21 protein-coding genes are annotated in these 24849 nt (G+C 71.9%); 12 read left to right on the top strand and 9 right to left on the bottom strand.

Annotated features, from left to right (window positions below; all coding sequences use genetic code 11):
- Positions 1-162 precede the first annotated feature (162 nt).
- Entirely contained in the window at positions 163-498 is a 336-nt protein-coding gene (locus VM685_RS15680) for a c-type cytochrome (RefSeq protein WP_325461113.1), read from the top strand.
- Between the two features lie 27 nt (positions 499-525).
- Here the strand turns inward: VM685_RS15680 and VM685_RS15675 are convergent, their stop codons facing one another.
- Both VM685_RS15675 and VM685_RS15670 read right to left on the bottom strand, forming a co-directional pair.
- Complete coding sequence (locus tag VM685_RS15675) at positions 526-1179, bottom strand: helix-turn-helix domain-containing protein (protein ID WP_325461112.1); 654 nt, start codon at positions 1177-1179, stop codon at positions 526-528.
- A gap of 78 nt (positions 1180-1257) precedes the next feature.
- On the bottom strand, positions 1258-1866 hold the full coding sequence (locus VM685_RS15670) for an NAD(P)H-dependent oxidoreductase (protein WP_325461111.1): 609 nt from the start codon (positions 1864-1866) through the stop codon (positions 1258-1260).
- 93 nt (positions 1867-1959) lie between these two features.
- Here VM685_RS15670 and VM685_RS15665 point away from each other — a divergent pair, with 93 nt between their 5' ends.
- The 3 genes from VM685_RS15665 (at position 1960) to VM685_RS15655 (ending at position 5881) form a co-directional block, all read left to right on the top strand.
- Positions 1960-3540, top strand: coding sequence for an MBL fold metallo-hydrolase (locus VM685_RS15665; protein ID WP_325461110.1), 1581 nt, complete (start codon positions 1960-1962; stop codon positions 3538-3540).
- A gap of 63 nt (positions 3541-3603) precedes the next feature.
- The gene (locus VM685_RS15660) at positions 3604-3912 is read left to right on the top strand and encodes a hypothetical protein (RefSeq protein ID WP_325461109.1); all 309 of its coding nucleotides are present in this window, start codon (positions 3604-3606) and stop codon (positions 3910-3912) included.
- Positions 3913-4078: 166 nt separating this feature from the next.
- On the top strand, positions 4079-5881 hold the full coding sequence (locus VM685_RS15655) for an ATP-binding protein (protein ID WP_325461108.1): 1803 nt from the start codon (positions 4079-4081) through the stop codon (positions 5879-5881).
- Between the two features lie 7 nt (positions 5882-5888).
- On the opposite strand, the gene VM685_RS15650 is transcribed toward VM685_RS15655, so the two are convergent.
- A complete protein-coding gene (locus VM685_RS15650) occupies positions 5889-7940 on the bottom strand; it encodes a S9 family peptidase (RefSeq protein WP_325461107.1) in 2052 nt (683 codons plus the stop codon).
- A 95-nt stretch (positions 7941-8035) separates the two neighbouring features.
- Between VM685_RS15650 and VM685_RS15645 the strand changes: the two genes are divergently transcribed.
- Complete coding sequence (locus VM685_RS15645) at positions 8036-8959, top strand: response regulator (RefSeq protein ID WP_325461106.1); 924 nt, start codon at positions 8036-8038, stop codon at positions 8957-8959.
- Between the two features lie 33 nt (positions 8960-8992).
- Positions 8993-9493: a GAF domain-containing protein gene (locus VM685_RS15640; RefSeq protein ID WP_325461105.1), complete on the top strand. Its 501-nt coding sequence runs from the start codon at positions 8993-8995 to the stop codon at positions 9491-9493.
- Here VM685_RS15640 and VM685_RS15635 read toward each other — a convergent pair.
- Both VM685_RS15635 and VM685_RS15630 read right to left on the bottom strand, forming a co-directional pair.
- Positions 9490-10032, bottom strand: a complete 543-nt coding sequence (locus VM685_RS15635; RefSeq protein WP_325461104.1) for a DUF4199 domain-containing protein — start codon at positions 10030-10032, stop codon at positions 9490-9492. The two genes, VM685_RS15640 and VM685_RS15635, sit on opposite strands and share 4 nt — an antisense overlap.
- Before the next feature lie 109 nt (positions 10033-10141).
- Positions 10142-10555, bottom strand: a complete 414-nt coding sequence (locus tag VM685_RS15630; RefSeq protein ID WP_325461103.1) for a response regulator transcription factor — start codon at positions 10553-10555, stop codon at positions 10142-10144.
- Between the two features lie 146 nt (positions 10556-10701).
- Here VM685_RS15630 and VM685_RS15625 point away from each other — a divergent pair, with 146 nt between their 5' ends.
- From VM685_RS15625 to VM685_RS15615, 3 genes are all read left to right on the top strand, one after another.
- Positions 10702-11874 (top strand): acetyl-CoA C-acetyltransferase, encoded by a 1173-nt coding sequence (locus VM685_RS15625; protein WP_325461102.1) that lies wholly within the window; start codon positions 10702-10704, stop codon positions 11872-11874.
- Between the two features lie 86 nt (positions 11875-11960).
- Positions 11961-12695 carry an SDR family NAD(P)-dependent oxidoreductase gene (locus VM685_RS15620; protein WP_325461101.1) on the top strand — a complete coding sequence of 245 codons (735 nt, stop codon included), beginning with the start codon at positions 11961-11963 and terminating at the stop codon, positions 12693-12695.
- A 124-nt stretch (positions 12696-12819) separates the two neighbouring features.
- Positions 12820-14895: a TonB-dependent receptor plug domain-containing protein gene (locus VM685_RS15615; RefSeq protein WP_325461100.1), complete on the top strand. Its 2076-nt coding sequence runs from the start codon at positions 12820-12822 to the stop codon at positions 14893-14895.
- On the opposite strand, the gene VM685_RS15610 is transcribed toward VM685_RS15615, so the two are convergent.
- Positions 14892-17261 carry a penicillin acylase family protein gene (locus VM685_RS15610; RefSeq protein WP_325461099.1) on the bottom strand — a complete coding sequence of 790 codons (2370 nt, stop codon included), beginning with the start codon at positions 17259-17261 and terminating at the stop codon, positions 14892-14894. The genes VM685_RS15615 and VM685_RS15610 overlap by 4 nt on opposite strands.
- 145 nt (positions 17262-17406) lie before the next feature.
- Between VM685_RS15610 and VM685_RS15605 the strand changes: the two genes are divergently transcribed.
- Complete coding sequence (locus VM685_RS15605; RefSeq protein ID WP_325461098.1) at positions 17407-17775, top strand: VOC family protein; 369 nt, start codon at positions 17407-17409, stop codon at positions 17773-17775.
- On the opposite strand, the gene VM685_RS15600 is transcribed toward VM685_RS15605, so the two are convergent.
- Positions 17762-19582: a PAS domain-containing protein gene (locus VM685_RS15600; RefSeq protein WP_325461097.1), complete on the bottom strand. Its 1821-nt coding sequence runs from the start codon at positions 19580-19582 to the stop codon at positions 17762-17764. The two genes, VM685_RS15605 and VM685_RS15600, sit on opposite strands and share 14 nt — an antisense overlap.
- 94 nt (positions 19583-19676) lie before the next feature.
- Positions 19677-20975, bottom strand: a complete 1299-nt coding sequence (locus tag VM685_RS15595) for a sorbosone dehydrogenase family protein (RefSeq protein ID WP_325461096.1) — start codon at positions 20973-20975, stop codon at positions 19677-19679.
- A gap of 115 nt (positions 20976-21090) precedes the next feature.
- On the opposite strand from VM685_RS15595, the gene VM685_RS15590 reads away from it, so the two are divergent.
- Together VM685_RS15590 and VM685_RS15585 are read left to right on the top strand one after the other, a co-directional pair.
- Positions 21091-22254 carry an acyl-CoA dehydrogenase family protein gene (locus tag VM685_RS15590; protein WP_325461095.1) on the top strand — a complete coding sequence of 388 codons (1164 nt, stop codon included), beginning with the start codon at positions 21091-21093 and terminating at the stop codon, positions 22252-22254.
- Complete coding sequence (locus VM685_RS15585; protein WP_325461094.1) at positions 22254-23321, top strand: acyl-CoA dehydrogenase family protein; 1068 nt, start codon at positions 22254-22256, stop codon at positions 23319-23321. The genes VM685_RS15590 and VM685_RS15585 overlap by 1 nt, the downstream gene beginning before the upstream one ends.
- Here the strand turns inward: VM685_RS15585 and VM685_RS15580 are convergent.
- Positions 23318-24799 carry an amidase gene (locus tag VM685_RS15580; protein ID WP_325461093.1) on the bottom strand — a complete coding sequence of 494 codons (1482 nt, stop codon included), beginning with the start codon at positions 24797-24799 and terminating at the stop codon, positions 23318-23320. The two genes, VM685_RS15585 and VM685_RS15580, sit on opposite strands and share 4 nt — an antisense overlap.
- Between the last annotated feature and the right edge of the window lie 50 nt (positions 24800-24849).

Here is a 24849-nt window from a genome sequence, read left to right as displayed (position 1 = left end):
TGCGGACCTCGTTCGTTTCCGCCCATCATCGCCGCGGTCGCGCCGCCGGCCAGTCGGGTCGCGCCCCTAAGTACTCCTACGGAGCGACGGGCCCGTTGACCACCGTCAAGGCAGAGCCTGGCCGTCCTGACAGGCTGGGGACCACCGAAGGAGAAGGGCTGCATGCGTCGAACCCTGCTGATCATCGGAATGTCTGTGCTCGCGACGGCTTGCGCAACCGGGAGCGGTTCCGGCCGCGCGCCGGGCTCGGCGGCCGAACGCGGCCAGCAGTTCGCCTACCGCGCCTGCGCCGGCTGCCACGCGGTGGGGCAGGAGGCCGAAAGCCGCAGCGCGAACGCGCCGCGTTTCCGCGATCTGAGGATCCGCTTCACCGCGCCGTCCCTGGAGCGCCGGCTGGCGGAAATCTCCCGCCAGGGCCACTACGAGATGCCGCCGGTGTTCATCAGCCAGGACGAGGCGGCGGACATCGCCGCCTACATCGAGAGCCTCGGAGAATAGGAGCCTGGGGGCGGGGAGGCGGGCGAATTAGTCGGCCAGCTCTTCCAGGCGCTCCCACTTGCACACCCGGAAACGGCGGGCGGCAGGGAATTCGACGACCGAGGCGGCCTGCAGCTGGCTCAGCATGCGCGACACCGTCTCGATGGTCAGGCCGAGGTAGTCGGCCATGTCCTGGCGGCCCATGGCCAGCTCGACGGACTCGTCCGGCACGCGCTCGGCCAGCGACAGCAGGAAGGCGGCGACCTTCTCCTGGGCGGTCTTGCGGCCCAGCAGCAGGAGGTGGGACTGGGCCCGGTCCAGCTCGCGGTGGGTGGCGCTCAGGATGGCGCGGTCCAGGGCGGCGTCGCCGGCGGCGGCGCGCACCGACGAGCGCTTCACCACCAGCACGATGCAGTCGGTGAGCGCCTCGGCGGAGAAGCGGTGGTCCGGGCCGGTCTCCAGGCCGAACAGGTCGCCCGGATAGTAGAAGTCGCCCACCTGGCGGCGGCCGTCGCTGGTCAGGCGGATGGTCCGCACCGACCCGGAGACCACGCGATAGAGGAATTCGACGTCGTCACCCTGGCCGTAGATCTCCTCGTTGCGGGCGTAGGTCATCCGCACGCCCACCCGATCCATCAGCTCGGTGATGCCGGCCGCCGGGACTTCGGTGCGGTGGTCGTCGAGGGGGTACGCAAGGGTCATCGGGGCAACTCCGTAGGATGACCATGAGGTACCCTGCGCCCCCTTCGCCCGATATTCGGGTCGTTCCCCTAAGTAGTTCTACGTAAGCGCCGATTCCGCCTCGGCGAAGCAGCGCCGGACGGTGCCGCGGACGTTCTCCAGGATCTGCGACATCCACTCCGGCGTGAGCCCCGGAACGATGCCGCCCACGTGGATGTGGTCGACCACGGTGAGGCCGCAGACTCCGGCCAGGTGGTTGTCGAACAGGGTGTGCAGGGCGGCCATCGCCCCGGTTTCGCGCACCCAGTCCTCCGGAGCCCCCGAGGAGCTGAAGCTGATCATCTTGCGGCCGTCGAGCAGGGCCTGGGTGCCGCCGGCGGCCGGCTCGAAGCCGAAGCCCATGCCGAACACCCGGTCTACATAACCCTTGAGGATGGCGGGCGGGGCGTTGAACCAGAACGGGTAGACGAAGGCGAACACGTCGGCGTCATCCAGCAGGGCGCGCTCGGCGGCGACGTCGGCGGCGACCTTGTAGCCCTCGGCGGTCGGGATCTCCTCGGCCTTGAGGCAGGGGTCGAAGCCCATCCGGTAGAGGTCGCGCACCACGGCCTCGTGCCCCAGTGCGCGCGCCGCCTCCGCGTAGGTTTCGGCCACGGCGGCGGTGAAGCTGTCGGGCTTGGGGTGGGCGAAGATGACGGCGTGCTTCATGACGGTCTCCGGGGCAATAGATGGCGCAGGAGCCCGTCGGGCGCTTTGATCCTGATCAGGGCCGGGCGTCAAGCGGCGCCGCACGGAGGGCTCATGAGCTTCGACCTGACTTTCCACGGCGCGGCGGGCTGCGTCACGGGCTTCTGCGCAAGGCTGCGCACCGACCGGGCCACGGTGCTCGTCGACTGCGGCATGTTCCAGGGCTCCAAGACGCTGAAGGCGTTGAACTACGAGCCGTTCCCGTTCGAGGCGAAGGATGTGGACGCCGTCCTCCTCACCCATGCGCACATCGACCACTCGGGCTTGCTGCCGAAGCTGATGCGGGCCGGGTTCCGCGGTCCGATCTTCGCCACGGCGGGGACGCGCGACCTCTGCGCGGTCATGCTGCCCGACGCGGGCGACATCCAGGAGAGCGAGGTGCGCCAGCTCAACCGCCGCAACGAGCGGCGGGGGCGTGATCCCGTGGAGCCGATCTACACCGCGCGCGACGCGGTGCGCACCCTCGAGCTCTTCAAGCCGGCCAAGCTGGGACGCGAGGTCGAGGTCGCCCCGGGGATCACCGCCGTCTACTGGGAGGCCGGCCACATCCTGGGCGGGGCCTCCATCGAGGTGCGCGTGGCCACGGAAGAGGGGCCGGTGACCCTGCTGTTCTCCGGTGACATCGGCCCGGGCGGCCGCGACTACGCGCCGGATCCGGAAGGACCGGCCGGGGTGGACCACGTGATCCTGGAGTCCACCTACGGCGCGCGGGTGCGGCCGACGCTCGATCCCGCGGCGCGTCGCCGGCTGCTGGCCGAGGAGCTGCGCGAGGCGAGGGCCGCCGGCGGCCCGGTGGTGATCCCGGCCTTCGCGGTGGAGCGCTCGCAGGAGCTGCTGGCGGACCTGCTGACCATGATCGACACGGGCGACGTGGCGCCTGTCGACATCTTCCTGGACTCGCCGCTGGCCATCGAGGCGACCGAGGTGTTCCAGAAGCGCGGCTGGAACCGGCAGGCGGGCCGAAATCCCTTCGAGGGGCTGCGAGAGAGCGGCCGGCTGCAGTTCCTGCGCGAGCCCTGGGAGAGCGACCAGCTCGAGAAGCTGGCGGGCTGGCACATCGTCATGGCGGCCAGCGGCATGTGCGAGGCGGGCCGCATCCGCAAGCACCTGAAGCGCCACCTGTGGGACCGCCGCGCCACCGTGCTGATCCCCGGCTATCAGGCGGTGGGGACGCTCGGACGCCTGCTGGTCGACGGCGCGCGGCGGGTGAAGATCCAGGGCGACGACATCGAGGTCCGCGCCCGCATTCGGCCGATGGACGTCTATTCCGGGCACGCCGACGCGGTCGGGCTGGCCGAGTGGGCGAAGGCCCGCCGCCCCGTGCGCGGCAAGCTGTTCCTGGCGCACGGAGAGCCTGAGGCGCTGGAGGCGCTGCGCGAGCGCCTGGTCGGCGAAGGCTTCCCACCCGAGCAGATCGTCATCCCGGAGCTGGACGGCCGGTTCGGCCTCAGCCGCGAGGACGCCGCCCCGGTGGAGGAGCCGCATCGGCTGTCGGCGTCGGCGGTCTCCAGTCCCGACTGGCACAACCTGCGCGCCCGCCTGCTGCTGGACCTCGACGAGCAGCTGGAGCAGGCCGGCTCGGACGCCGCGCGCGAGGCCCTGCTTCGCCGCCTGGCCGGCGAGCTGGGCCGTTGACCAAGGTCAAGGCGGCGGCCGCGGGGCCGGGGCCAATCTGGCGGAACAACCGCAGGAGCCCCCATGGCCAAGTCGATGACCAAGAAGATCGCCAACGACGTCGAGGACACCCTCGAGGATGTCGCCCACGCGCTGAAGAAGGCCGCCGAGTCCGCGACCAGCGAGACCGAGGACGCGGTCGCCAAGGCCGCCAAGGCGGTCACCCGCGCCGCGGAGCAGCTGGCCGCCGTCGCCAAGCCGCGCGCCAAGGCGCTCGCCGACCGCGCCGTAACCGAGGTGAAGGAGCATCCGATCGCCACCGCGGCCGCGGCGATCACCGCTGCCGCCGCCTTGATCAGCCTGCTCGCCGCCACCCGCCGCAAGGACGACTGACGGCGCCCCGGGGGGCCGGGGCCCGCCCCGGCCCTCTGGCAACTGCAAGCCGAGTCGAATGACGCGGGCTCGACCGATGGTGTCGAGCCCGCGCGCCGTTTGACGTACGGTTAACCTGCTAACGGCATTCTCCCAAAAAAAGACAACAACGTTACGGGAGGGGCGGTTGGAGCGATCCAAGGACGCCGGGCAGCCGATTGCCGAGACGCCGGCGGACCAAGGGTCCAGCGGCCTGAGCCTCTATGCCGCCTCGGCGCGCAACCTGGTGCCGCGCATCCTGTCGAGCGTCGCCGTCATCGCGGTGGCGGCGTTCTACGTCTCCCCGCTGTGGACGGGCCTGTGGGCCCTGGCCGTGTGGGCCGGGCTGTTCGCCAACATCAGCCTCATGGAGGCGCTGGAGCGGACGACCGACGAAACCCGCACGCGCCGCCTCTGGCTGGGCCTGAACGTCAACGCCGCCCTGGGCGTCGCCGTGCAGTGCGTGATGATCATCGCCCTGTGGGAGTCGGGCTACGCGGTGGCCGGCACCTTCGCGCTGTCCATCGCCTTCATCGGCGCCACCTACGTCCTGCTCCAGTACTACGCGAACCTGCCGCTGTTCCGCCTGCTGGTGGCGCCCTACCTGGGCGTCCTGGTCTGGATCGCCGTGGACCTGGTGCTGACCGCCCGCACGCCGATGGCTGCGGTGGCCGCCCTCGCCGCGGCGGTGAGCTGCGCCAACTTCTTCTACCTGTCGCGGCGGATGCTGGACCGCTCCCGCACCGCGCTGCGCCAGGCGCGCGCCCGGGCCGAGGCCGGCGAGCTGGCCGCCGAGGCCGCGAACGCCGCCAAGAGCACCTTCCTCGCCACCATGAGCCACGAGATCCGCACGCCGCTGAACGGCGTGCTCGGCATGGCCCAGGCGATGTCGGCCGACCGGCTCACCGCCATCCAGCGCGAGCGGCTGTCGGTCATCCAGCAGTCGGGGGAGGCGCTGCTCGCCATCCTGAACGACGTGCTGGACCTCTCCAAGATCGAGGCGGGCAAGCTGGAGCTGGAGACCATCGAGTTCGACCTGGGCGAAGTGGTGCGCGGCGCCCACTCGGCGTTCACGGCGCTCGCCAACAAGAAGGGGCTCTCCTTCGCCGTCGACATCGACGCGGCGCGCGGTCGCTACCTGGGCGATCCCACGCGCCTTCGTCAGATCCTCTACAACCTGATCTCCAACGCCCTGAAGTTCACCGAGCACGGCGAGGTGCGGGTGACCGCCGAACGGCGCGGGGACTTGCTGGAGGTCGCCGTCGCCGACACCGGCGTCGGCATCTCGAAGGAGGGCCTGGCCCGGCTGTTCGACAAGTTCGACCAGCTCGACTCCTCCACGACGCGGAAGTTCGGCGGCACGGGCCTCGGCCTCGCCATCTGCCACGAGCTCGCCCACCTCATGGGCGGCGAGATGGCGGTGGAGAGCGAGCTCGGGAAGGGGTCCCGGTTCATCCTGCGCGTGCCCCTGGAGCGGGTGGGGGAGGCGCGGACGGCCACGGAATACGCCCCGCCGCCGCCGAACCAGCGCGCGGCCCTGGCCCTGCGGGTCCTCGCGGCCGAGGACAACACCGTCAACCAGCTGGTTCTGAAGACCCTGCTGCACCAGCTGGGCGTCGAGCCGGTGGTGGTGGAGAGCGGGCAGGCGGCGCTGGCGGCCTGGGAGGGCGCCCACTGGGACGTCATCCTCATGGACATCCAGATGCCCGACATGGACGGCGTCACCGCCACGGCCCGCATCCGCGAGCGGGAGAAGGCCACCGGCCGGGCGCGCACGCCCATCGTTGCGCTCACCGCCAACGCCATGTCGCACCAGGTGGAGCAGTACCTGGCCGCCGGGATGGACGGCCACGTGGCCAAGCCGATCGAGGCCATGGCCCTGTTCCAGGCCCTGGTGGACGCCACCGAGGACGGCGACGGGGCCTGCGACCCCGCCGCCCAGGTGGCCTAGGCGCCGCCTACCTGTACCGCTCGAACCAGGCCAGGATCGCCTGGGCCTTGGCCGCCGACTGCGAGGGCCGCGCGGTCAGGCCGCCGTGGCTCGCGCCGGGCACCCGGACGAGCGCGGTCGGCACGCCGCGCAGCTGCAGGGCCTGGAAGTACTGTTCCGACTCCGAGGGCGGGGTGCGGTAGTCCTCGGCGCCGACCACCACCAGGGTCGGCGTCCTGACATTGCCCACGAGGCTGAGCGGCGAGCGCGCCCAGTAGCCCTGCGGGTCCTCCCACGGCATCTTCCCGAACCAGTACTGGGCCATGAAGGTGTAGCCGTCGACGGTCAGCACCTGGCTCGTCCAGTTGATCACCGGCTTCTGGGTGGCGGCGGCCCGGAAGCGGTCGGTCTTGCCGACGATCCAGGCGGTCAGCGCCCCGCCGCCGGAGCCGCCGGTGACATAGAGCCGCTGCGGGTCCACGTAACCCTTGGCGATGGCCGCATCCACGACGCTCATCAGGTCGTCGTAATCGTGGCTGGGATAGTTGCGGTCGATCTCGTTGGCGAAGGCCTCGCCGTAGGAGGTGGAGCCGCGCGGGTTGGAATAGACCACCACATAGCCCGCCTGGGCGTAGAGCTGGACGTCGGTGGAGAAGCTCGGGCCATAGGCCGCGAACGGCCCGCCGTGGATCTCCAGGATCAGCGGATATTTCTTCGACGGGTCGAAGTTCGGGGGCAGGGCGATCCAGGCGTCGATCGGCTTGCGGTCGTGCGAGCTGACCGTCGGCAGGTGCTCGACGCGGGCCAGGGTCTTGCCGGCGAACAGGTCGTCATTGAGCCGGGTCAGGCGCTGGGTCTTGCCGCCGCGCGCCACGGCCACTTCGGCGGGCTGCTCGGGCGTGCTCTGGGTGAAGGCCACGACGCCCCCTCGGCCGACGGAGAACTGTCCGCCCGAGTACGGCCGGTCGAGGGAGGCGCCGCCGACTCCGGTGGCCACCGTCTCCATCCGGCCGTCCAGCCCCACGCGGGCCACCTTGGTGACGCCCTTGTCGTCGTAGGAGACGTAGACCGCGCGGCCGTCCGGCGACCACTGGGGGTCGCCCACGCTGCGGTCGAGCCCGGCGGTCAGCACCCGCACGTTGCCGCCGTCGCGGTCCATGACGTGGAGCCGCTGGTTCTCGTAACCGCGACGGCGCTGATCGTCGTAGCCGATGTAGGCGATCTTCGAGCCGTCGGGTGAGACGGCCGGGGCGAAGTCCGGCCCCACGCGGTTGGTGAGGCGGGTCAGGGTCCCGTCGGTGATCGAGACCCGGTAGAGCTCGCTCTCCTGCGGGTCGCGCTCCCAGTTGTCGGCGCGGTTGGTGGCGAACAGCACGCTGCGGCCATCGGCGGCGAAGCTGATCGGGCCGCCGTTGTCGAACTTGCCGAAGGTGATCTGGCGGGGCGAGCCGCCGTCGGCGCTGACCACGAAGATGTGCCGGTAGCCCGGCTTCAGGTAGCCCTGGCCGTCCGCCCGGTAGGTGATCCGGTCGATCACCTGCAGGGGCTCGGCCCACTTGGCGCCCTCCGGCTTGCGCAGGGGCGGGCCGAGCGGGCGCGGCTCGTCCGGCGTGAGCATGGTGAAGGCCAGCGTCCGCCCGTCCGGCGACCAGGCGATGTCGTTGGGCGCCTGCTCCAGCGTCGCCACGCGCGCCGAGCGGCCCGACGCCATCCAGCGCACGTGGAGCTGCGGCGGCCCGCCGGGGACGGCCACCACATAGGCCAGGCGCGAACCGTCCGGCGACCACCGGGGCGTCATGCTGGAGCTGTCTTCGGCCACCAGCGGCGACTGCGCGGCGGTGACGGGATCGACCAGCCAGATCGAGCGCCGGCCGGCGTCGGTCATGATGTCGTAGGTGGTGCGCACATAGGCGATGGCGCCGCCGTCCGGCCGCACCTGTGGATCGCCCGCCGTGCGCAGGCCGAAGAGGTCGCGCGCCGTGAAGGTGCGCGAAGGGCCGTCGGCGACCTGCGCTGCGACCGGCGCAGACACGACGGCCGCCGCCGCCAGGGCGGCGGAAATGAACAGTCCGAGACGCATGGAAGACCCCACCTGCGACAAAAAATCCGTGCCCGTATAAACGGCTTCCTAACCGCGATGCGTCAATCTCCGTGGTTGATCTTCGAGAGTGACCCATGCCCCGCCGTTCGTTGCCCAGCGCCAGCCTGCGCCCCGACGATTTGTCGGCGCTCAAGGTGCTGATCGTCGACGACAACGCCAATGTTCAGCGGCTGATCGGCGACGTCCTGCGCGCCGGCGGGGTGGGCGCCGTGGAGATGGCCGAGGACGGCCTGCGCGCGCGCCAGATGCTGGCCCGCTGGGACCCGGACATCATCTTCTCCGACTGGAACATGCCGGTGATGGGGGGGCTGGAGCTGACCCGCTCGATCCGCCGGGCCGCCGTCACGCCCGACCGCCGCGTGCCCAACCCGGAGGTGCCGGTCGTCATCGTCACCGCCCACCGCAGCCAGCGCGAGGTGGAGGAAGCCCGCCGGGCCGGGGTCAACGAGTTCGTCATCAAGCCGTTCACGCCCGCGGCCCTGCTCTCGCGCATCCAGCTGGTGCTCACCAAGCCCAGGCCGTTCATCGTCAGCGAGTCCTACATCGGTCCCGACCGCCGCCGCCGGGTGGAGCTGAGCTACTCGGGCCCGATGCGGCGGATGAGCGATCCCGAGGAGGTGGTGGACGCCGTCGAGCGGTCCTCGACCCGCGAGACCATCAGCGTCGAGCTGGAGGCCCTGCGCCGCCTCATCCAGGTGCGCGGCGGGGTCGACCGCGAGACCCTGAAGATGACCTACCGGGTCATGCAGCACACCAGCTTCCGCGCCCGCCAGGTGCGCGACGCCATGGTGGAGCGGGCCTCGAACCTGCTGATCGAGTACGTGGATGCGCTTGGCGGTCCCGACCAGTGCGACCCGAAGGTGCTGGACATCCATTTCAAGGCGATCGGCACCATCCTGGAGACCCCGCCCGAGGAGTCCAAGGAGGCCGCCAAGCTGGTCAGCCACCTCTCAGCGGTGGTGAAGCAGAAGATCGCCCGGGCCAAGAAGGCGGCGTGACCCGGCCGGCCGCGGCGGCTAAAGACCCCCGCCATGGCCGAAGCCTTCAACGACAAGACCCTCCCCGCAGCGAAGGCCGAGCGCTACGCCGCCGTCGCCGAGGAGATCGCCGCCGTCCTGGACGGCGAGCCCAACCTGACCGCGCGCATGGCGACCGTCGCCTCCATGCTGGCCAACAGCTTCGACGACTACTTCTGGACCGGCTTCTACGTGGTCGATCCCGACAAGCCGGACGAGCTGGTGGTGGGGCCCTACCAGGGGACGCTCGGCTGCCTGCGCATCGCCTTCGGCCGGGGCGTCTGCGGGACGGCGGCGCGGACGCGGCAGACCCAGGTGGTGGAGGACGTCCACGCCTTTCCGGGCCACATCGCCTGCGACAGCCGCTCGGCCAGCGAGATCGTGGTCCCGGTGGTGGACGCCCAGGGCCGGCTGATCGCCGTCTTCGACGTGGATTCGGAGCGCCCCGCCGCCTTCGACGCCGTGGACGCCGAGTGGCTGGAGCGCATCCTCCTCAGGACCTTCGCCGAGGCCTAGGCCGCGGTCGGCCGTGACCGCGCCGGCAGGAAGCGCGGGTTGCGCAGCAGGGCGGCGCTGACAAGGGCGATCAGCAGCCCCACCGGAAAGATCTCGGCGAAGGTGATCGGCACGCGGAACAGCGGGTTGGCGTACTGCCGGCGCATGGTCTCGGCCTCGGCGAGCGCCTGCTGGTAGGCGGCGCCGGTGACGCCGGCGGCGCGCTTCGCCTCCAGGGTGTGGGCGATGTACTGGTCCATGAAGCCGTAGTCGGTGAGCGCAAGGTAGGCCTCCCACACGACGATGTAGGCGAGCGCGGCGATCACGGCGATGCCGAGGCCCACGCCCAGCGCGGTGCGGAACCGGATCACCCCGCCGAGCGCCTGGTCGCGATGCTGCTTCACCCCCACCAGGATCGAGGACAGGGCGACGAGCATGATCAGGTAGCCCAGCCAGACGTTGCCGTGCGGCTCGTCGCCGGCCAGCACGATGGTCCCGATGATGCCGGTGATGATCACGAGGCCCGAGATGAGGCCGTAGGTCAGGATGATGCGGGACATGCGGTTCGTTCCTTGCGATGGCAGGTTGGACAGAGCCCGGAGCCTGGCCCGCGGCCCGCCGCGGCGGTATCGCCCGAAAGGGTGAATTCGTCCGTCTCGCCTGTCCGGCTCAGGCGATCAGGTGCAGGTCGCGCGCCTTGCTGATGGCCTGGGTCCGGCGGCTGACCTCCAGCTTGGCGAACAGGTTGGCGACGTGGGTCTTCACGGTGTTGGGCGAGAGGCCGAGCGTGCGGGCGATCTCCTTGTTGGACTGGCCGGCGGCGAGCCGCTCAAGCACCCGGATCTCCTGCCCGGTGAGGCCGAGCGCCGCCAGGGCCGCGTCGTTGCGCGAAAACGGGGCCGGCGCGCGCCGCGCCGAGAGCCTCCAGCCGACCCAGACCCCGCCCACGGCGAAGGCCGCGCCGATCACCGCCACATAGATCTCCTGCGAGAAGGCGCGGGCTAGGTATTGGTACTCCAGCCACTGCAGGGCGAAGGCGCCGAGGGCGAGCACGAGGGCCCAGAGGACGACGGTGCGGACCATGTCCGGATGGTGCGTGATCCGCCGACGCGGTCAACTCCGCGGAAGGTTGACGTGTCCGTCACCCGCCCCCCTTTTCTTACGCAGCGGCGCCCTCATACAGTTGTTTCGACGCGCTGAACGCGCACGGATTTCGAGGAGCTAGAGACATGGCCGAGGCCTATATCGTTGCTGCGACGCGCACCGCCGGCGGGCGCAAGGGCGGCCGTCTTCGGGAATGGCACCCGGCCGACCTGGGCGCCGTGGTCCTGAACGAGCTGATCGACCGCACGGGCGTCGACCCGGCGGCCGTCGAGGACGTGGTCATGGGCTGCGTCATGCAGGTGGGCGAGCAGTCCACCAACATCGCCCGCAACGCGGTGCTGGCCTCCAAACTGCCGGAAAGCGTCCCGGCCACCTCGGTGGACCGCCAGTGCGGCTCCTCCCAGCAGGCCCTGCAGTTCGCCGCCCAGGCCGTGATGAGCGGCACCATGGACGTGGTGATCGCCTCGGGCGTGGAGAGCATGACGCGCGTGCCCATGGGCCTCTCGGTCGCCCTGCCGGCCAAGGAAGGCTTCGGCGTGCCGAAGAGCCCGCGGATGGAGGAGCGCTATCCGAACATCCAGTTCAGCCAGTTCATGGGCGCCGAGATGGTCGCCGAGAAGTACGGCCTGACCAAGGACCAGCTCGACGAATACGGCTACCTGTCCCACCAGCGCGCCATCGCCGCGACCCAGGGCGGGGCGTTCAAGGAAGAGATCGTCGCCATCGACGGCAAGGACGCCGAGGGCAATTCGCTGCGTCACGACAGTGATGAGGGCATCCGCTACGACGCCAGCCTGGAAGGCATGCGCGGCGTGAAGCTGCTCAAGGAAGGCGGCCGGATCACCGCGGCCACCTCCAGCCAGATCTGCGACGGCGCCTCGGGCGTGATGGTCGTCTCGGAGAAGGCGCTGAAGGAGCACAACCTGACGCCGATGGCCCGCATCCATCACCTGTCGGTGCTGGGCCACGACCCGGTCATCATGCTGGAAGCCCCGCTGCCCGCCACCGAGCGGGCGCTGAAGCGGGCCGGCATGTCGATCGACGACATCGACCTGTTCGAGGTCAACGAGGCCTTCGCCTCGGTGCCGGTCGCCTTCCTGCAGAAGCTGGGCGCCGACCCGGACCGCCTGAACGTCAACGGCGGCGCCATCGCGCTCGGCCACCCGCTCGGCGCCTCCGGCACCAAGCTGATGACCACGCTGCTCTACGCCCTGAAGAACCGGAACAAGAAGTACGGCCTGCAGACGATGTGCGAAGGCGGCGGCCTGGCCAACGTCACCATCGTCGAGCGGCTGTAGTTCCACCTCATGCTCGTCATCCCCGGCCGCGTGCCGGGGATCCATGAACACGGACGCTTGCAGTCCGGTCCCGAAATGCGGTGTTCATGGATGGCCGGGACAAGCCCGGCCATGACGGGGTGAGTATTGTGGCTGGACGGGTTTTCGCGATCACGGGCGCGTTCGGCGTCCTCGGCTCGGCGCTCGCCCGGGCGGCCGCGGCGCAGGGCCATCGCCTGGCGCTGATCGACTATGCGGCGGACGCGCCCGCGGGCCTGCCGTCGGGCGGCGACGTCCTGGTGCAGGCGGGCGTGGACCTCACCGCCGCCAACGCCGCGGGCGCGGCCATCGACGCCGTGGCCGAGCGGTTCGGCGGGCTCGACGCGCTCCTCAACATCGCCGGCGGCTTCAAGTGGGAGACGCTGGCCGGCGGCTCCATGGAGAGCTGGTACGCGCTCTACCGCCTGAATGTGCTGACGGCGTCGAACGCGTCGCGGTCGGCCATCCCGCACCTGAAGCGCAGCGCCGCGGGCCGGATCGTCAACGTCGGCTCCAACGCCGCCCTGAAGGCGGGGCTCGGCATGGGCGCCTACGCCGCCGCCAAGGCCGGCGTGCACAGCCTGACCCAGGCGCTCGCCGACGAACTCAAGGACGACGGCGTGACCGTGAACGCCGTCCTGCCCTCGATCATCGACACGCCGGCCAACCGCGCCGACATGCCCAAGGCCGACGTCTCCACGTGGGTCGCGCCCGATGACCTGGCCGCGGTGATCCTGTTCCTGGCCAGTGAAGAGGCCCGGGCGGTGACGGGCGCCCTGGTCCCGGTGACCGGCCGCGTCTGAACGCGCGGGGCGGACCGTGTTACGCGAAAGCCGCACCGTTTCTTCGAAATCCCGGGATCGACGGAACGACGCTTCCTGAGGCCTGCGAACCCCGCCATATCGGATGTCGGGGAGGGGGCCGTCCATGAGCTCCTGGATCATGATCGCCGCGGCCGCGCAGCCGGCGGCGGCGCAGGAAGCCGTGGCGGTGCAGCCGCCGGCGGCGCCGGAACGCGGGGTCATCGCCTATCCGCCGGCCTTCTTCGCCGAGGCCGCGCCGGTCAACGCCTACGACATGGTCGTGCGCTTGCCGGGCTTCACCTTCGACAAGGGCCAGACGGTGCGCGGGCTGGCGGGCTCGGGGGGCAATGTGCTGATCGACGGCGCGCCGCCGGTCTCCAAGAACGACCCGCTGGACGAGATCCTCAAGCGCATCCCCGCCGGCGCTGTGGAACGGGTGGAGGTGATCCGCGGCGGCGCGCCGGGCATCGACATGGAAGGCCGCACGGTGATGGCCAACGTCGTGCGCAAGCAGACGGGCGGCTTCCGCGGCGCGGTGATGCCGGGCTCCTACTTCGTCTACGACGGCCGCACGCTCACCGGCATCCGCGCCGAGGCCCAGTGGCGCTGGGCAGGCGGCCGCTCGGGCGAGCTTGCCCAGGTGTATGGCCGCGGCCCCAGCGACGACCTCGGGGACGGGATCCGCACCCGCTATGGGCCCGACGGCCGGGTGATCCTCCGCTCCGACGTGGACGCCGACGGCCATGGCCTGCGGCAGTGGACGACCGGCGCCTACGAGACCCCCTTCGCCGGCGGGCGCGCCCGGTTCAACGGCGCCTTCATGCTGACGCCGGCCAGCGTGGAGATCTACGACCGCATCCGCGGCGGCGGGCTGGAATACGAGTACGACAACATCAAGCGCCTGCAGGCGGAGCTCGGCGGCCGCTACAGCCGCACGATCACCGCCGCGTTGTCGGTGGAGGCGGTGGCCTTCCAGCAGTGGAACAACAACCGCACGACGGTGCACTTCGAGGCGCCCGGCCTGGTCCGCGACTTCCGGCTCGAGAAGGAGACCACCGAGACGGTGGGCCGCCTGCATTTCCGGCTGCGGCACAGTCCCGAGCTCTCGCTGGAGGCGGGGATCGAGGGCGCGCTGAACCGCCTCGACAGCGAGACCGATCTCGCCGTCAACGGCCGCGCCGTCTTCATCCCCGCGGCCAACGTCCAGGTGGAGGAGACCCGCGGCGAGGTGTTCGCGCGCGGAACCTGGCGGCCGAACCCGCGCCTGACCCTGGAGGCCGGCGTGCGGCAGGAGGGCTCCACGGTCACCACGGAGGGCGATCTCAGCCTGGAGAAGACGCTCACCTACACCAAGCCGCGCCTGGCCATGACCTGGGCGCCGGACGCCGCCACCCAGGTGCGCGCGCGGATCGAGCGGGAGGTGGGGCAGCTCAACTTCGACGACTTCGTCGCTTCCCAGAGCGTGGGGTCGCTCGGCGTGATCGTGGCCGGCAACCCCAACCTGAAGCCGCAGCAGGCCTGGGTCGCCGAGGCCGCCTACGAGCGCCGCTTCCTGGGTAGCGCCGCGGTCGTGCTGACCGCCCGACACTACGAGATCCGCGACACGGTGGACCGCGGGCCCGCCCGCTTCGACGAGGGCCCGCGGCGCGGCGAGATCATCCTCGACCCGGTGACCGGCCTTCCGGTCGCCGACCGGCCAGAGAACATCGGCAAGGGGACGAAGGACGAGCTGCAGGCCAGCCTCACCCTGCCGCTCGACCGCATCTTCATCCGCGCCGCCCAGTTCAAGGCCCAGGCCACCTGGCGGCGGACCGAGGTCACCGACCCCGTGACCGGAGAAGAGCGCGAGATCAGCCTCGTCCACCCGGTCGACTGGGAGGCGCATTTCAGCCAGGACCTGCCGGCTTGGAAGTCCACCTGGGGAATCGACGCCTCGGGCGGCTTCCGCGAGCGGGCCTACCGCCTCTCCGAGGTGGAGACCAAGAAGCAGTCCACCTGGGTGGTGGTCTACGGCGAGTACAAGCCCAGGCCCGACTGGATCATCCGGCTGGAGGCCCAGGGCGCCTCGATGCGCAACGTGAAGCGCATCCGCGAGGTCTATCGCGGCGTGCGCGATCCCAGCCGCCTGAACTTCATCGACGTCCGCGACCTGGAGTGGGGCGGCAGCCTCTACCTGCGCGTCCGCAAGGTGTTCGGCTAGGGCTCGGGCGTCAGCGTCAGCACCGCCTCGGTGTCGCGCTCCACGGCCGGCCGGGTGAACCGGAGCGGGAAATAGCTCCCGGCCGCCCACAGGGGGAACAGGTCGCGGTAGTGTGGGCTGAACGGGTCGCCCGACTGACCGGGCGCGTTCACGGCCACGGAGTTGTCCCAGGCGCCCACGTCGAGCACGAGCCGCACAGAGGCGCCCGCGGTCTGGCGGAAGTCCGAGGCGCGCCAGGTGGCGGCCCGCGGCGTCGAGGACGAGCCCGGGACCTGCAGCGGCCCGACGCTCATCTGCTCGGCGAGTTGGCGGTCGGCGAGCACCGCCACGGCGGGCTCGAAGCGGGCGTGGTGCAGGCGTCCCCAGCTCCAGGTCGCCATGTCGGGCCCGAGCCGGCCCTTCAGCTCGTCCACCGCGGCGCGCAGGCTGGCCAGGAGGATGGGATCGCGTACGGCGGGCGGCTGGCCCTCCAGCCACAGGAACAGCGGGTCGGGCGCGCCGGCGCCGATCAGCGGTCGGGCGGCTGCCGGGGTGGCCGCTGCGGCCACGGCGGGACCGAGGTGCTTGCCGGCCCAGGTCTCGTAAATCGCCGCAGCGGGGCTATCGAGCGCCTCGTCGGCGTCCCAGGCCTTCAGCAGGGCCAGCGCGCGGGCGACCTCCGGGTCCGTGGACTGCAGCGGCGCGACGAGGGCGATCCCGCGCCGGGCCTGGGCGCTGACGCTGTCGGTCTGCAGGGCCATGGAGTCGGCGAGCGTCGCCTTCGGCGTGGCGGCCAGCACCTCCTTGATGCGGGCCGAGCGGGTGCGGTCCGCCCACTCGAAGCCCAGCTTGCGCTGCGCCCGCGGATAGGCGGGCTCGGCGGGGATGTTCATCTCGTTGGCGGTGCCGAAGACGCCGTCCTTCGGATTGCGCACGGCGGGCAAGCCGCCGTCCGCCAGGAAGCCCGCCCACTCGTAGCGGCCGTCGCCCGGCACCGGCATCAGGCCGTCCCAGTTGGGGCGCACCGGCGTGCGGCCGGCCGCGGACCAGCCGATCTCGCCGGAGGTGTCGGCGTAAACCAGGTTCAGCGGCGGCGCGCCCCAGCGGTTGCGGGCGGTCTGGAAGTCCTCCCACGACTGGGCCCGCCACATGCGCGAGGATCCGAAATAGCCGGCCAGGCCCGGCTCGTTCCAGACCGTGCGCAGCGCGAACGCCCGGCCCTTCGCGGGGTCGTGCCAGAGCACCGGGCCATGGCGGGTGAACCGCAGCGTCACCTCGCGCGGCGCCTCGCCCTTCACCTCGACGGTTTCGCGCACCGTGCGCATCGGCTCCCAGCCGCCCTTGTAGCGGTAGGCGTCGCCGCGGGTCTCGTAGGCGTAGAGGTCCTCCTGGTCGATGTAGAAGATGGTCAGGCCGAAGGCCGTGCGGCCGTTGTGGCCGAAGGAGACGCCGGGCAGGGCGGGCTCCCCCGCCCCGATGATCGACAGCCCCGGCGCGTCCAGGTGGGCGATGTAGCGCAGCGACGGCGCGCCCATCGGCCGGTGAGGGTCGTTGGCCAGGATCGGCCGGCCGGTGGCGGTGCGGGAGGGGGCGATCACCCAGTTGTTCGAGCCCTCGGCCTCGGCCGCCGCCAGGAACTGGGCGAGCTCGGCGTCGCCGTGGGCTCGGGCGGTCTTCGCTCCGGCCAGGGCCTCGAAGCTCACCGGCGCCGTGCCCAGCGTATAGTCCTTCAGCACGTCGGCGGGCACGTCGCAGGGATCGAGGCCCTTGGGGACGACCGGCGTGTGCGCCGGCTCCAGCCGGCGGCGGATGGCGTCGGCGGCGAGCCCGCCCGCGCAGACCGTGCGCGCCCGCGCGGCCTCCGACGGCGCGTTGGAGACCAGGGCGTGGCTGCGGATGCGCAGGATGTCCTCGGCGGCCCAGGCCTCGGGCCGGCTGTCGGTGAGCCGGAACTCCACCGGCATGGGCCGCGCGCCCGCCTGCACCTCGGCCACATAGGCGTTCACGCCGGCGGCGAAGGCCTCCACCGCCTCGCGCCCGGCAGGGTCGTAGGCCGCCCATTCGGCGGCCATGTCGCCGCGGTAGAGGAAGAGGCGGGCGGCGCGGTCCTGTTCCACATAGGCGGGGCCGAAGCTGGCGGCGAGGCGGCCGAGACCGCGCTTGCGCCACAGGTCGATCTGCCAGAGCCGGTCCCGGGCGGCGTTCCAGCCCTGCAGGAAAAAGGCGTCGCGGGCGCTCCTGGCGTAGATGTGCGGCACGCCCCAGCGATCGACGAGGATCTCGGCGGGCTCGCGCAGCCCCGCCACGGCGGCGGCCTCGCGGCGGACGGCGGTGCTCTCCTGGGCCTGCGCCGGCCCGGCCAGCAGGCTCGCGAGGAGGGCGGTCACGCCCAAGGTCCTGCCCAGCATCGCGTTGCTCCCCCGAAACGTCCCCGTCCGGACAGTTGAGGCCCCGCGGCGACGCGGCGCAAGCGTGCTTGGCGCCCCGCACGTCAACCGGCCTACTCTGACGCCAAACCAGGAGGGGACTTCCATGATCGGCTACGCGACCATCGGCGCTAACGACCTCGAGCGCGCCAAGGGCTTCTACGACAAGGTGCTCGCGCCGCTGGGCGGGCGTCGGACCTTCGCCATGGGCGACCGCATGCAGTTCTACGGGGGCGCCGGCCCCGGCATGCTGGCGATCTGCAAGCCTTACGACGAACAGTCGGCCACCGCCGGCAACGGCAGCATGTTCGGCCTGCCGGCCCCGTCCCGCGAGGCGGTGGCCGAGGCCCACGCGGCTGCGCTGGCCAACGGCGGGACCTGCGAGGGCGCGCCCGGCCCGCGCACCGACAACTTCTACGGGGCCTACTTCCGCGACCCAGACGGCAACAAGGTGTGCGTCTTCAAGATGGGCTAGGCTCGGCGGGCGCCGGCAGCGTCTCCGGCGCGAGCGGCAGCTCCAGCTCGCAGACCAGCCCGCCCGGCCGCCAGTCCATGCGGGTCTCGCCCATCAACGGCCCCTCCAGGGCGCGGGCCAGCATGCTGGTGCCGAGGCCGCGACGGGTGGGCTTGCGGACCGGCGGTCCCCCCGTCTCGGTCCACCGGATCAGCAGGCGCCCATCCGGGGATCGGGTCCAGGCGACGCTGACCCGGCCCGTGGCGGTCGAGAGGGCGCCGTACTTGGCGGCGTTGGTGGCCAGTTCGTGCAGGGCCATGGCGATCGACTGCGCCGCGGCGGGGGGCAGGGCGAGCTCATCGCCCTCGATGCTGACCCGCGCGGCCTCGCCCAGGCTGAAGGCCAGCAGCTCCTCCTCCACCAGGCGTCGCAGGTCAGCGCCTTCCCACCGCGCCTCGGCGAGCAGCTGGTGGGCCCGGGCCAGGGCGTTGACCCGGCCCACGATCACCTCCTTCAGCGCCGCCACGTCCTCCGCCTTGCTGAGCGTGACCGTGCCCTGCACCACGGCCAGCAGGTTGTTGGCCCGGTGGTCGACCTCGCGGGCCAGGAGCTTCAGCCGCTCCTCCGCCTGTTTGCGGCTGGTGACGTCCATCAGCACGCCGATGGCGCTGCGGGGCTGGCCGTTGGGGGCCAGCAGGAACTCGGCGCGGATCAAGAGCCAGCGGACCTCGCCGCTCGGCCAGCGGTACTGGTACTCGGCCTCGAAGAACCGTTCCCCGCGGGCCAGCGCCGCCTGGGCGGCGCCGCGCATGCGCTCGAACTCGCCGGGGAGATAGCGGGCGTTGATCTCCTCGACCGTCGGTCGGGCGTCGGGCGGCAGGCCCAGCATCCGGTTGAGCTCCGGGCTGTGGGCGATGGCGCCGGTGGCCGCGTCGATCTGCCAGACGGCCATGCGCCCGGCCTCCACCGCCAGCCGCAGCCGGGCTTCCGATGCCGCCAGGCCCTCCTCGGCCCGCTTGCGCGCCGTGATGTCCTGCAGGGTGCCGACGTAGCGGGTGGCGACCATCCGCCCGTCGCGCTCGTGGAACACGGCCCGGCCGCGGGCCAGCACCCAGCGCTCTTCGCCGCCCGGGGTGATGATCCGGTATTCGTAGGGCGCCTCGTCGCGGCTCGCGGGGTCCAGCGCCCGCTCCCGCTGGGCGGCGGTCCGTGGCGCGTCGTCAGGGTGGATGATGGCCCGGACCTGCTCGAAGGTGACGGGCTGGTCGGGCGGGAAGCCGCAGATCGCCTTGGCCTCCGCGGAATAGATCATCTCGTTGCTGGTCAGCCGCCAGTCCCAGACGCCGACGCCGCCGGCCGAGGTGGCGAGGTCCAGGCGCGCCTGCGACTCGCGCAGCGCCGCCAGCAGGGCCTCGCGCTCCCGCAGCTGCTGCTCGCTCTCCCGGGCGTAGCGCAGCGCCGAGCCCCGATAGGCGTCGGCGAACACCACGACGCTCGCGGCCGCGAAGGCGTAGAGCGCCAGGTTCACCGCGCCGACCGCTGTCAGGGCGAAGCTGAAGCGGGGCTCCATGAACAGGTACCAGGTGGCGATGCCGCCGAAGACCAGGGCGGCGGTCCCGGCCCGCCAGCCGGCCAGCAGGGTGGTGATCAGCACCGCCGGGAAGGAGAGGGCGAAGGGCACGACGCCCGGTGTCCAGCTCTCGATCAGGCCCCGGAGGCTCATCGCCGCGCCGATGGTCAGCGCCGCCACCGTGAGCTCCGTAGCCAGCCGCGGCGCCCAGCTCTCCAGGCGTCGGGGCAGGTCAATCTCGCTAAGGCGACGGATCACGCAGGGAAACCTCGTGCGCGAAACCCGGGAAAGGCCGCGCTCCGGTTGAGGTCATCGCCTGCCTTGCGCCTCGCGGTCAAGGCGCGTCCCGACGTCAGCCTGGCGCGACGCGCCAGACGATGTCGCCCACGTCGTCGGCGACCAGGAGGGCGCCGCCGCTGTCCACCGCCACCCCGACGGGCCGGCCCATGATCTGCTTCTTCTCGTTGAGGAAGCCGGTCAGGAAGAGCTGCGGCGGCATCTGCGGCCGACCGCCGGCGAAGGGGATGAAGACCACCCGGTAGCCGTTGAGCGGCCGCCGGTTCCACGAGCCGTGCTGGCCCACGAAGGCGCCGCCGCGGTAGGCGGGCGGGAAGGCCTGGGCGGTGTAGAAGGTCAGGCCCAGCGAGGCGGTGTGGGGGCCGAGCCCGTAATCGGGTGCGATCGCCTTGGCCACGAGATCCGGCCGCGCCGGCTTAACCCGGGCGTCCACGTTCTGGCCGTAGTAGCTGTAGGGCCAGCCGTAGAAGCCGCCGTCCCTCACCGAGGTCATGTAGTCCGGCACGAGGTCGTTGCCGATCTCGTCGCGCTCGTTGACGGCCGTCCAGAGCTGGCCCGTCACCGGCTCGAAGCCCATCCCGTTGGGGTTGCGCAGGCCGGTGGCGTAGAGGCGCAGGCCGCGGCCGGCGATGTTGTATTCCCAGATGGCGGCGCGGCCTTCCTCCACCTCCATGCCGTTCTCGCCGATGTTCGAGTTGGAGCCGACGGTGGCGTAGAGCCTCGTCCCGTCGGGGCTGGCGATCAGGCTCTTGGTCCAGTGGTGGTTGATGGGCTGGCCGGGCAGGTCAAAAACCTTCTCGCCGGTTCCGGAGGCCTGGGTCTGGCCATCCGTGTAGGGGAAGCGCACCACGGCGTCGTCGTTGGCGACGTAGAGGTGGCCGCCGGCCAGGGCCATGCCGAAGGGCCGCTTCAGGCCCTGGGCGAAGGTGGTCTTCACCTCGGCCACGCCGTCACCGTCGGCGTCGCGCAGCAGGGTGATCCGGTTGGGGCTCTTCTGGACCGAGCCCACGCGCTTCATGAGCTCCTGCTGGATCCAGTCGCGGATGCCCTTCACCGGGTGCGGCTCGGACGAGGACTGGGCGACCAGGACGTCGCCGTTGGGCAGGACGTGCAGCCAGCGCGGGTGGTCGATCCCCTCGCCGTAGCGGGTGACGACGAAGCCCGGCGGCGCCTTTGGCGCCGCGCCGGCGGGCCAGCCCACCGCCTTCGGCGTGCCGACGATGGGGATCAGGCTCTTCTGCGGCGCGGGCAGGGGCGGGTTCGGCCCGAAGCCCACGAACGGGTCGGGCGATCCGGTCGAGCAGGCGGTCAGCGAAAGGGCCGCCGCCAGGGCGGCCAGGGGGAGACTGCGCATCGGACACCTCCGTCGGACATCCAACATAGCCGAACGGCTTCGGTTGCGTGTGTGACGTGGGGGCGCCGTTGCAGGTTCCCGCGGAACCGGCTCAAGCTCCGACCAGGAGGACGAGATGGATCTGACGCTCACGCCCGAGCTGGCCGCCTTCCGCGACGAGGTGCGCGCCTTCCTGGAGGCCCGCCGCGGCGAGTACGAGGCCGGCCAGGCGCGCGACCCGCTGGCCTGGCAGCGGCTGCTGATCGAGCACGGCTACGCGGCCCGCACGATCCCCCGCGAGTACGGCGGCTATGGCGCCGAGCCGGACATCCTGAAGGGCCGCATCATCGCGGAGGAATTCATCCGCGCCGGCGCGCCGCGCGGCATCGCCAACCAGGGTGTCTCCATGCTGGTCCCGACCCTGCTGGAGGTGGGCTCGGAGGAGCAGAAGCGGCGCTGGATCGGCCCCACCCTTCGCGGCGAGGTGATCTGGTGCCAGGGCTATTCCGAGCCGGGCGCGGGATCCGACCTCGCCAACCTGCAGACCAAGGCGGTGGAGGACGGCGACGACTTCGTCATCTCCGGCTCGAAGATTTGGACCAGCACCGCCCAGCAGGCCCAGATGATGTTCTGCCTGGTGCGCACGGAGCCGCAGGCCGCCAAGCACGAGGGCATCAGCTACGTCCTGATCCGCATGGACACGCCGGGCATCGAGGTCCGGCCGCTGGTCACCATGACCGGCCACGCCGAGTTCAACGAGGTATTCTTCACCGACGTGCGCGTGCCGCAGGCGAACGTGGTCGGCGGCCGCGGGCGCGGCTGGTTCGTGGCCAACACCACGCTCAAGCACGAGCGCGGCATGCTGGGCGATCCGAACGCCACCGAGGCCCGGCTGAACGCCCTTGTCCAGCTGATGCGGGAGGAGACGGTCGACGGCCAGACGCTCATCGACAATCCGCTGTTCCGCGACCGGCTGATGCAGCTGCAGGCGCGGGTGTTCGCCATGAAGTTCAACGGCTTGCGGATCCTGACCGACGAGACGGCGGGCCTCGCCCGGTTGATCGTCAAGCTGCAGGGTTGCGAATTGAACCACCAGGTGGCGGCGCTGGCGATCGACGCCCTGGGCGAACTCGGGATCCTCTACCACGACGGGCCGCACCTGCGGGCGCGGGGCGGCTGGCAGCGGAACTACATGTTCGACCTCGGCCTGATCATCGGCGGCGGCACGGCCCAGATCCAGAAGAACATCATCAGCGAACGGGGCCTCGGCATGCCGCGCGAACCGAAGGCGGTGGCGTGATGCGCTTCGCCCTTTCCGACGACCAGCGGATGCTGCAGGCGAGCGTGGGCAAGGCGCTGGCCGAGCTCGCCCCGCTGGAGCGCGTGCGCGCCTATGCCGAGGGCGGCGACTGCGCCGACATCTGGCGGGGCCTGGCCGACATGGGCCTGCCGGGCCTGCTGATCCCCGAGGAGCACGGCGGCCTGGGGCTCGGGCTCGTGGAGGCGGCGCTGGCCGCCGAGGCCCTGGGCGCGGCCGCCGCGCCGTCGCCGTTCCTGGGCTCGGCCGTGCTGGCGCCGCTGGCGCTGCGGGGCGGCTCGGCGGGACAGCAGGCGAAGTGGCTGCCGAGGCTGGCATCTGGGGAGGCGACGGCGGGGGTGGCCATCAGCGAGCCGGTGGCGGGCGCCCGCGACGGGGCCGGCGTCGAGGCCCGCGACGGGCGGCTCACCGGCAAGGCCCTGTTCGTCATCGACGCCGAGCGCGCGGACATCCTCGTCGTCGCCGACCGCACGGGCGGGCTGCACCTGGTGGAAAGCCCGCCGGCGCCCGTGGCGATGCCCAGCATCGACGCCACGCGGCGTCTGTCGGAGGTGGTCTTCGAGGACACGCCGGCCGAGCCGCTGGGCGGCAACGCCGGGCTGGAGCGGCTGCGCGACGCGGCGTGGACGATGCTCGCCGCCGACACTCTCGGCGCGGCCCAGACCATGCTGGACAAGGCCGTGGCCTACGCGAAGGAACGCCGCCAGTTCGGTCGGGTGATCGGCTCCTTCCAGGCGGTGAAGCACCTCTGCGCGGAGATGGCCGCCGAGCTGGAGCCGGCCCGGGCGCTCGTCTGGTACGCCGCCTACGCCTACGACAACGCCCCCGACGAAGCCGGCCTGATGGCGGCCCACGCCAAGGCCCACCTGTCCGAGATCGGCCGGTTCATCGCCCGCACCTCGACGGAGGTGCACGGCGGCATCGGCATGACCGACCTGCTCGGCCTGCACTACTGGTTCAAGCGGATCGGCCTGGACCGGCAGCTGCTCGGCGGCCCCGAGCGGGTGCGCGAGGCGGCGGCCCGCGCGCAGGGCCTCGTCAAGGCCTAGGCGTGGACCGGCGGGATGCGGTGGGCCCAGGGCCTGGCCGCCTCCAGCTGGTAGGCCAGCTCGAACAGGGTGCGCTCCTGGCCGGCGCGGGCGGCGAACTGCACTCCGATCGGCAGGCCCTGGGCGCTCCAGGCCAGCGGCACGCTCATGGCCGGCGCGCCGGACACATTGTGCAGCGGGGTGAAGCCCACATAGCGGATCAGCCGGGCCACCAGGGCGTCGTAGGGCACGGTCCCCGCATATTCGCCGAGGCGCGGCGGGGGCGAGCTCAGCACCGGCGACAGGATCACGTCGAACTGGTTCGACGCGAGCCAGGCTTCGTAGGCGACCGCATTGGCCTCCAGCCGGGCGATGGCGGCGGGCAGGGCGGCCGGCGGCGCCTTCAGGGCCATCTCGGCCATGCCGAGGCTGAACGGCTCCAGCAGGGTGGCGTCGGCCCGGCGCCCCGCGGCGGCGGAGATCGCCTGGGCGAGCTGCGCGGCGCCCGAGGCCCAGAGCAGCAGGAAGTCCTGGATGAACTGCGGCCCGTCGAAGGGCAGGCGGGTGGGCTCCACGCGGTGCTTCAGGTCGGCGAGGAGTTTCGCGGCGTCCTGCACCGCGGCGGCGACCTCCGGCTCCGGCGGACCGGACGTGCCCTCCATGAGCAGGCCGATGCGCAGGCGCCGACGGCCGGGCCGGGTGACCAGCCCGACGGGCGCGTAGCGCGCGCCGGGGCCGCGGTCCTCGGTGGCGGCGAACAGGGCGGCGGAATCGCGGACGCTGCGGCTCACGCAATGGTCGACGCTGATGTCGGAGATCTTCGTCGCCGCCCGGGCCCCGGTCATCCGGGCGCGGGAGGGCTTCAGGCCGAAGAGGCCGCAGGAGGCGGCCGGAATGCGGATCGAGCCGCCGCCATCGCTGGCGTGGGCCATGGGCACGACGCCTGCGGCCACCGCCGCCGCGGCCCCGCCCGAGGAGCCGCCCGAGGAATGGTCCGGATTCCAGGGATTGCGGGTGGGGCCGGTGGCCACCGGCTCCGTGGTGGGCAGGAAGCCGTATTCGGGCGTCGCCGACTTGCCGATGGTGACGAGGCCGGCGCGGTCGAAGGTCGCCACGTACTCGGTGCTCGCCGCCGCGGGCGGGGCGAAGCGGCCGGATTGGGAGCCGTTGCGCGTCGGCAGGCCGGCGTAGTCGTCGAGGTCCTTCACCAGGAACGGGACGCCCGCGAACGGCCCGGTCAGGCCGCCGGCCCGGGCCCGGTCCAGCGCCCGGTCGAAGTCGGAGTTGACGATGAAGTTCAGCTTCGGCTGCAGGGCTTCGGCCCGGCGGATGGCCGCCTCCACCGCCTCCACGGCCGTCATCTCGCCACGGCGGACGAGGCGGGCCGTCTCGGTGGCGTCCGGCCAGGGCGCGGCCTTGGCCGGCGGCTTCGCCAGGGCCTGGCCCGCGGCCAGCGCCAGCGGAGCGGCCGCAAGGCCGCGGCGGGTGATCCCGTCCATCTCGTCTCCCCCCGAGGACGTCTATGAGCGGTGATCAGCTTGGCAGATGC

It is taken from the genome of Phenylobacterium sp., from assembly GCF_035539035.1.
Classification (GTDB): domain Bacteria; phylum Pseudomonadota; class Alphaproteobacteria; order Caulobacterales; family Caulobacteraceae; genus Phenylobacterium.
Note: the sequence above shows the minus strand (reverse complement) of the source record. Positions and strands in the feature narration are given on the sequence as shown.

Coding starts and splice junctions, on each gene's coding strand:
- VM685_RS15630 (WP_325461103.1), bottom strand. CDS start 10,555: ATGGTCCGCACCGTCGTCCTCTGGGCCCTCGTGCTCGCCCTCGGCGCC.
- VM685_RS15580 (WP_325461093.1), bottom strand. CDS start 24,799: ATGGACGGGATCACCCGCCGCGGCCTTGCGGCCGCTCCGCTGGCGCTG.
- VM685_RS15665 (WP_325461110.1), top strand. CDS start 1,960: ATGAGCTTCGACCTGACTTTCCACGGCGCGGCGGGCTGCGTCACGGGC.
- VM685_RS15635 (WP_325461104.1), bottom strand. CDS start 10,032: ATGTCCCGCATCATCCTGACCTACGGCCTCATCTCGGGCCTCGTGATC.
- VM685_RS15625 (WP_325461102.1), top strand. CDS start 10,702: ATGGCCGAGGCCTATATCGTTGCTGCGACGCGCACCGCCGGCGGGCGC.
- VM685_RS15670 (WP_325461111.1), bottom strand. CDS start 1,866: ATGAAGCACGCCGTCATCTTCGCCCACCCCAAGCCCGACAGCTTCACC.
- VM685_RS15680 (WP_325461113.1), top strand. CDS start 163: ATGCGTCGAACCCTGCTGATCATCGGAATGTCTGTGCTCGCGACGGCT.
- VM685_RS15590 (WP_325461095.1), top strand. CDS start 21,091: ATGGATCTGACGCTCACGCCCGAGCTGGCCGCCTTCCGCGACGAGGTG.
- VM685_RS15675 (WP_325461112.1), bottom strand. CDS start 1,179: ATGACCCTTGCGTACCCCCTCGACGACCACCGCACCGAAGTCCCGGCG.
- VM685_RS15650 (WP_325461107.1), bottom strand. CDS start 7,940: ATGCGTCTCGGACTGTTCATTTCCGCCGCCCTGGCGGCGGCGGCCGTC.
- VM685_RS15645 (WP_325461106.1), top strand. CDS start 8,036: ATGCCCCGCCGTTCGTTGCCCAGCGCCAGCCTGCGCCCCGACGATTTG.
- VM685_RS15620 (WP_325461101.1), top strand. CDS start 11,961: ATGGATGGCCGGGACAAGCCCGGCCATGACGGGGTGAGTATTGTGGCT.
- VM685_RS15615 (WP_325461100.1), top strand. CDS start 12,820: ATGAGCTCCTGGATCATGATCGCCGCGGCCGCGCAGCCGGCGGCGGCG.
- VM685_RS15640 (WP_325461105.1), top strand. CDS start 8,993: ATGGCCGAAGCCTTCAACGACAAGACCCTCCCCGCAGCGAAGGCCGAG.
- VM685_RS15585 (WP_325461094.1), top strand. CDS start 22,254: ATGCGCTTCGCCCTTTCCGACGACCAGCGGATGCTGCAGGCGAGCGTG.
- VM685_RS15605 (WP_325461098.1), top strand. CDS start 17,407: ATGATCGGCTACGCGACCATCGGCGCTAACGACCTCGAGCGCGCCAAG.
- VM685_RS15595 (WP_325461096.1), bottom strand. CDS start 20,975: ATGCGCAGTCTCCCCCTGGCCGCCCTGGCGGCGGCCCTTTCGCTGACC.
- VM685_RS15660 (WP_325461109.1), top strand. CDS start 3,604: ATGGCCAAGTCGATGACCAAGAAGATCGCCAACGACGTCGAGGACACC.